We start from the raw sequence: 4,735 nt of genomic DNA, 5'->3' as shown, positions 1-4,735 counted from the left end.
ATCTCGCTTATTTTACCTCTTCCATGATGTGATCGGGTTTCATATATTACAATGATCTAAAAACTTTGTGACAATCCAGTCAAAAATTCCTGGCATGAGAGGGTTTAGTGAAAAAAAAATTAGCTTGTCTGTTTTTGATTTGGGCGGTGGGAAATTATTCAGCAGCTGCCGAATCTGAAAAGGCAGTGGAAGTTATGTTTCTTGGCACTTATCACATGGGCAATCCAGGAGCCGATCTTAGCAACCTAAAAGCAGATAATATTTTCCAACAGAAAAGGCAGAAGGAGCTCGATAGACTTGTCGACGCTTTGGCTGAATTTCGACCAAATCGAATTATGGTTGAGGAGATGGCGTCCCCACCCGATTTTGCATCTGCCTATTTTGGAAAGTTCACACCTGAAAAATTGAAAAGCCAAAATGATGAAATTGTCCAGGTCGCATTTCGTCTCGCCCAGAAGCTCAAGATCACCGCTGTTCATGGCATCGATGAGAGGCCAGAGGGAGGGGAGCCTGATTACTTTCCATTTGACAAGGTGCAGAGTTTTGCCGAAGCACACAAGCTAAAAGCACGTCTTGACGGCCTTACCCAACAAATGCAGAGCAGTCTTAAAAAGCTGGAATCGGACCAGGATAAAAGTAATGTGGCGCAAATTCTTATTCCCCTCAATGATCCTAATAATCCTTTAATGCGGAACGGTCCATTTTACTATGAATTATTACGATTTGGTGATGGAACGTCCCAGCCTGGAGCAGACTTAAACGCAGGATGGTATTTGCGAAACGCAAAGATATTTTCGAAGCTCGTTCAGGTCGCCAAGCCGGGAGACCGGGTATTTGTACTTTTCGGTGCCGGGCACGGATACTGGCTTCGCCATTTTGCTAGTGAGACCCCCGGGTTTCGTCTGATCGATCCTTTGCCGTATTTGCAGCGAGCAGCGAAATAATTAGAAAAACCAAACCCCACAGCGCTCAAACACTGTAATCTCGACTTTTGCCCTTTTGAGAGAAGTGCTTAATAAAAAGAACCTCTGTGCTGAAGCATCGAGATCGGAAGCAGCTGTAGGGTTTGGTTTAAACAGGGTTAGCGGCTTATCGCTGTTCGTTGGGTATTCGCTCTTGAACTCAGGGGCACCCATCGTGACGAGTACTGCTTCACGAATCGAATTCACATGCCGCCATGTTCGGGAAGCACCCTTTGTTCCTTTGAAACGAAAAGGGGCACTTGACCCATTTTCATGCTCACTTGATGGCCCAGAAATCCTGGGACAGCTCCGGAGTTTCGATAATCCTGTAAGGAAGATAACCGTAGCCTTTCTCGCCCCAGTTTTCGCCCCAGCTATTGCGAATGATGAAGGCCTCCTTGCAGTCGTCATAGCCGCAGATGACAACGGCGTGACCTCCAAGGCGCTTTTCACCCTCCACGGGCGCCGGTATAACACCGGTCTTTTTCACGTTGCGTCCGTAGAGGGATTCGTAAACTGAAAAGCCGATGATGATCGGAAAGCCATCGGCGATAAGCTGCCGGAAATGGTCAAGGTTACGCTCAACACGTTCGTATGCCTTGATCCGTTCCTTTTTGGCGACCTTGAAAAGTTCCTCTGGCGGGCGGGATGCAAACTTTCGAATGTCGTAGGGCCACTGGTCCTCAGGCGGATATCCAAAGTTCAGAATGGCCTTGATCGTGTTCCGGATCGTGGCCCCGGTGTCTTCATCCTCGCTTCCTTCGAGCGTTCTCGTTGCGTGGTAAATGAATAGCCTTGACGGCACGACAACGGGCATATCTTTATCATAGACGTCAAGAAACATCGCTGCAGCACCGGCGGACTGGGCCGTACAGGAGCCAAGCGAACCCTGGTCCCAGGCGCGAAAGAACCTCTCGCGATGATCAACGGCGGCAGGCAGTTTTTCAGCTGTGCCTCGCGCCTTATAAACATGATCGCGTGCGTCGTGGGTATCCGGAATCCAGCCGAGCTTCAATTTTTTTGGTGGAGACATTTGTTTCCTTCCCTTGGTTCAAACAAATACCTTCGCACCATAGCCCTCCGCGCCTTTCAAGTGAAGGCTTCCGATGTTCGCAAAAAAGTGAACATGGGTTTTAAGGATTGAGGTTGACCTTGTCAATGAATCCACTCTGCACCTTTCCAGATAGAGGGGATGGTGCTGGAGCTATTTCGCAGGTTCGGTTCCTTTAGCACTTCCTCGATTTCATCGGCCTGCAAATGCAAAAGAACCACAGTGAATATGCTTATAGCCACCCGAAAACCTATTGAAATCATCAGGAGAAATGTTTAAGGGTGTAACCACTGTGAACGAGTCGCTGCCTCCTGGCGGGCTTCGGTGACCAAATGACAAAGGTGCAACTTCAAATGAATGTCACAACCTGGTACCTGGAAATGTTGGATTCACGTGAACTCATTCATCCTCAAGCTGCGTGTCTGAATATTTCGATAGAGCAGGCGAAGATTCCCTGCCCGGAATTCAGCCGTTTTCTCTATACAAGTGTTGGAGGCGATTGGCATTGGACCGATCGGCTGGCCTGGACCTTCGATCAGTGGCTTGAGTATCTGGATCGTACAGAAGTTCAAACGTGGGTCGCATATTCACAAGGAACCCCTGCGGGCTACGTGGAACTTGAGCTGCAAGATGATGATAACGTTGAGGTTGCATACTTTGGACTGTTAAGGCAGTTCATAGGCCGAGGCATTGGCGGACATTTGCTCTCTTTTGGAGTCCAGAAAGCATGGGAAGCTGGTGCGAAGCGTGTTTGGGTACACACCTGCAGTTTGGATGGTCCAACGGCGCTTGCAAATTACCAGGCCCGAGGTTTTAAGCTTTTCAAGCAAACAACTTATCAAAAGGAAATACCCGGTACGCCTGTTGGGCCTTGGAATGGGGCGTTTCCTCCAAGTACATAACTTGACCGCCATCCGGACACGCCCAACTTACACCTTTCCGGCCCGTGCATTGCTCATTAAAATAGTCTTTTCCGCTTCATGCTCGCGGGCCTGCTTATCAAAATCCCGCCCCTGGCTTTCGACAATTGAGCGGCGGGATTTGACGCCGGAGAGGATTTCCACCTCGTGGGCCTTCGCTTCCTTCAAAGGATCAATGGAGCCCATCTCAGTACCGGCCCACTGTGTGGCAAGAAATGCGTGTCTTTTCAGTGGATCTTCAAATCCTGGTGCCGATAGAAGCCCCTTTTCGATGGCATCGGTAATCACCCATTCCCAGACAGGCTGACAAAATTCAGCAACGAGCCAGCTGCGCCAGACCTTGAAAGCCTTCCAGGCTTCGAGGATGGCGGCCCGGGCGGCACTATAGGACGAGCTGAAATGCTGGGTCATGACTTCATAAGGAAGACCGAGACCAATGCCGATCTGCTTGATGACGGCCTGGACGAAGGGGTCGAAATTGGAATTGGGCCGGCCCGGGGCGGCGTTCTCAACCTTCTCGCCTGGAAGAAGATCGATCATAAGACCGCCAGGTCCAAACTTATTGAATTTTCTTTGCTTTGGCTTTTCATCGGAAGCTTTGACAAGGTGAGCCGTGGAACGATCACCAAAAACCGATCCCAGCTCACTCGTCACATAGGTTGCAAAGAAAGCGTTAAGAACGGCCGCCTTGAGCTCGGCTTCCGAATAGTCGGAAATCTGTTTGAACTTTGAGATGACCGGGGCCAGAAAAGGCTCGCCCCGGCTCTGTCCTGGAAGCCTTTTCGAAAAGATATGGAGCACGGCCTGAATGACTTCATCGTCAAACCTTGGCACGCGCATGGTTTCACTTCCAAGGAAATGAGCAACGCCGGTTCTTGCAATATGAAAGGCCACGGGCATGCCGCTGCCGTCCAGTTCCACCCCTTCCCTGATATCTGTCTTTGGATTGGCTGCGAAAGCAGGGTTACGGAGGCGTGAGCCTTCAATGACCTGAAGGCAAGTTGTAAGAATACTGAGGGGACGCTCACGCTCGCGCCTTATGACTATGCAGTCGCCGTCGAGCAGGGCGGCCCGCATAATCTGGGCCTGGATTGTCTGGAAGTTGGCCTTGCCGTGAAAATCGGCTGTGTCCTTTCGCATGTGAAGGTCAAAAATCCTTTCCGCCTTCCGTTCAAATTCCCGCGCCTTTGCCTCCGGGATCCCAAGGAGTTCGTGATCGATGCGGGCCTGAGGCCGGAGTCCGTCCGCCACGACATTGGTCACGATATTTTCGAGCGGACCACGAGCGAGACTTTCATTTCGATCAAGGTCCCGCGACTGATTACGGAGTGCGGACAGCGATGGCAGGAGGGCCTCGTCAGCGTTCGACGATGAAGGATTCCAGTCGACCGGCTCCAGGCGTGATGCTGTTCTGTAGGGCTCGTCCACCGGAGGAGTTTCAAAATATGATGACGTGGAAAAAACGCCTTTAACCCTGGTCCAGAGCGAGGGCTTTTCAGGGATGGCCATGAAAGATGCTTCCCCCGTTCTGTCTTCGAATCGCCATTTTCAGTTTGGCTTCGCGCTCATATAAATCCTTGAGCCGCGCCCGCACAATATTGCGCCGGTTCTGATTGACCTCGATATCGACCTCCTGGCCGCCCGATTCGATGGCCGCTATCGCTTTCTGGACCGAGGCAAGCTGCTCCTCAAGTGTCATTCGTTACTCCATCGAGCTGATCGCAGATCGCGTCAATGTCCTGATGCATGAACTCCCGGGCTGCATCCGCATAGCGCATGCAGTCGTGGGCATGATCGTCCAT

General features: G+C 51.0%; 5 protein-coding genes. 2 read left to right on the top strand and 3 right to left on the bottom strand.

The window, feature by feature from the left end:
* The first annotated feature begins 107 nt into the window (after window positions 1-107).
* Window positions 108-944, top strand: coding sequence for a DUF5694 domain-containing protein (locus VE954_RS27100; RefSeq protein WP_324958776.1), 837 nt, complete (start codon window positions 108-110; stop codon window positions 942-944).
* 295 nt (window positions 945-1,239) lie between these two features.
* Here VE954_RS27100 and VE954_RS27095 read toward each other — a convergent pair whose 3' ends face one another.
* Complete coding sequence (locus tag VE954_RS27095) at window positions 1,240-1,995, bottom strand: C1 family peptidase (RefSeq protein WP_324958774.1); 756 nt, start codon at window positions 1,993-1,995, stop codon at window positions 1,240-1,242.
* A gap of 350 nt (window positions 1,996-2,345) precedes the next feature.
* On the opposite strand from VE954_RS27095, the gene VE954_RS27090 reads away from it, so the two are divergent.
* Window positions 2,346-2,915, top strand: a complete 570-nt coding sequence (locus VE954_RS27090) for a GNAT family N-acetyltransferase (protein WP_324958772.1) — start codon at window positions 2,346-2,348, stop codon at window positions 2,913-2,915.
* 27 nt (window positions 2,916-2,942) lie between these two features.
* Here the strand turns inward: VE954_RS27090 and VE954_RS27085 are convergent, their stop codons facing one another.
* Both VE954_RS27085 and VE954_RS27080 read right to left on the bottom strand, forming a co-directional pair.
* Window positions 2,943-4,442 (bottom strand): phage portal protein, encoded by a 1,500-nt coding sequence (locus VE954_RS27085; RefSeq protein WP_324958770.1) that lies wholly within the window; start codon window positions 4,440-4,442, stop codon window positions 2,943-2,945.
* Complete coding sequence (locus VE954_RS27080; RefSeq protein WP_324958768.1) at window positions 4,429-4,632, bottom strand: hypothetical protein; 204 nt, start codon at window positions 4,630-4,632, stop codon at window positions 4,429-4,431. Before VE954_RS27080 ends, VE954_RS27085 begins: the two co-directional genes overlap by 14 nt.
* Between the last annotated feature and the right edge of the window lie 103 nt (window positions 4,633-4,735).

This window comes from Oligoflexus sp. (assembly GCF_035638955.1).
Classification (GTDB): domain Bacteria; phylum Bdellovibrionota_B; class Oligoflexia; order Oligoflexales; family Oligoflexaceae; genus Oligoflexus.
Note: the sequence above shows the minus strand (reverse complement) of the source record. Positions and strands in the feature narration are given on the sequence as shown.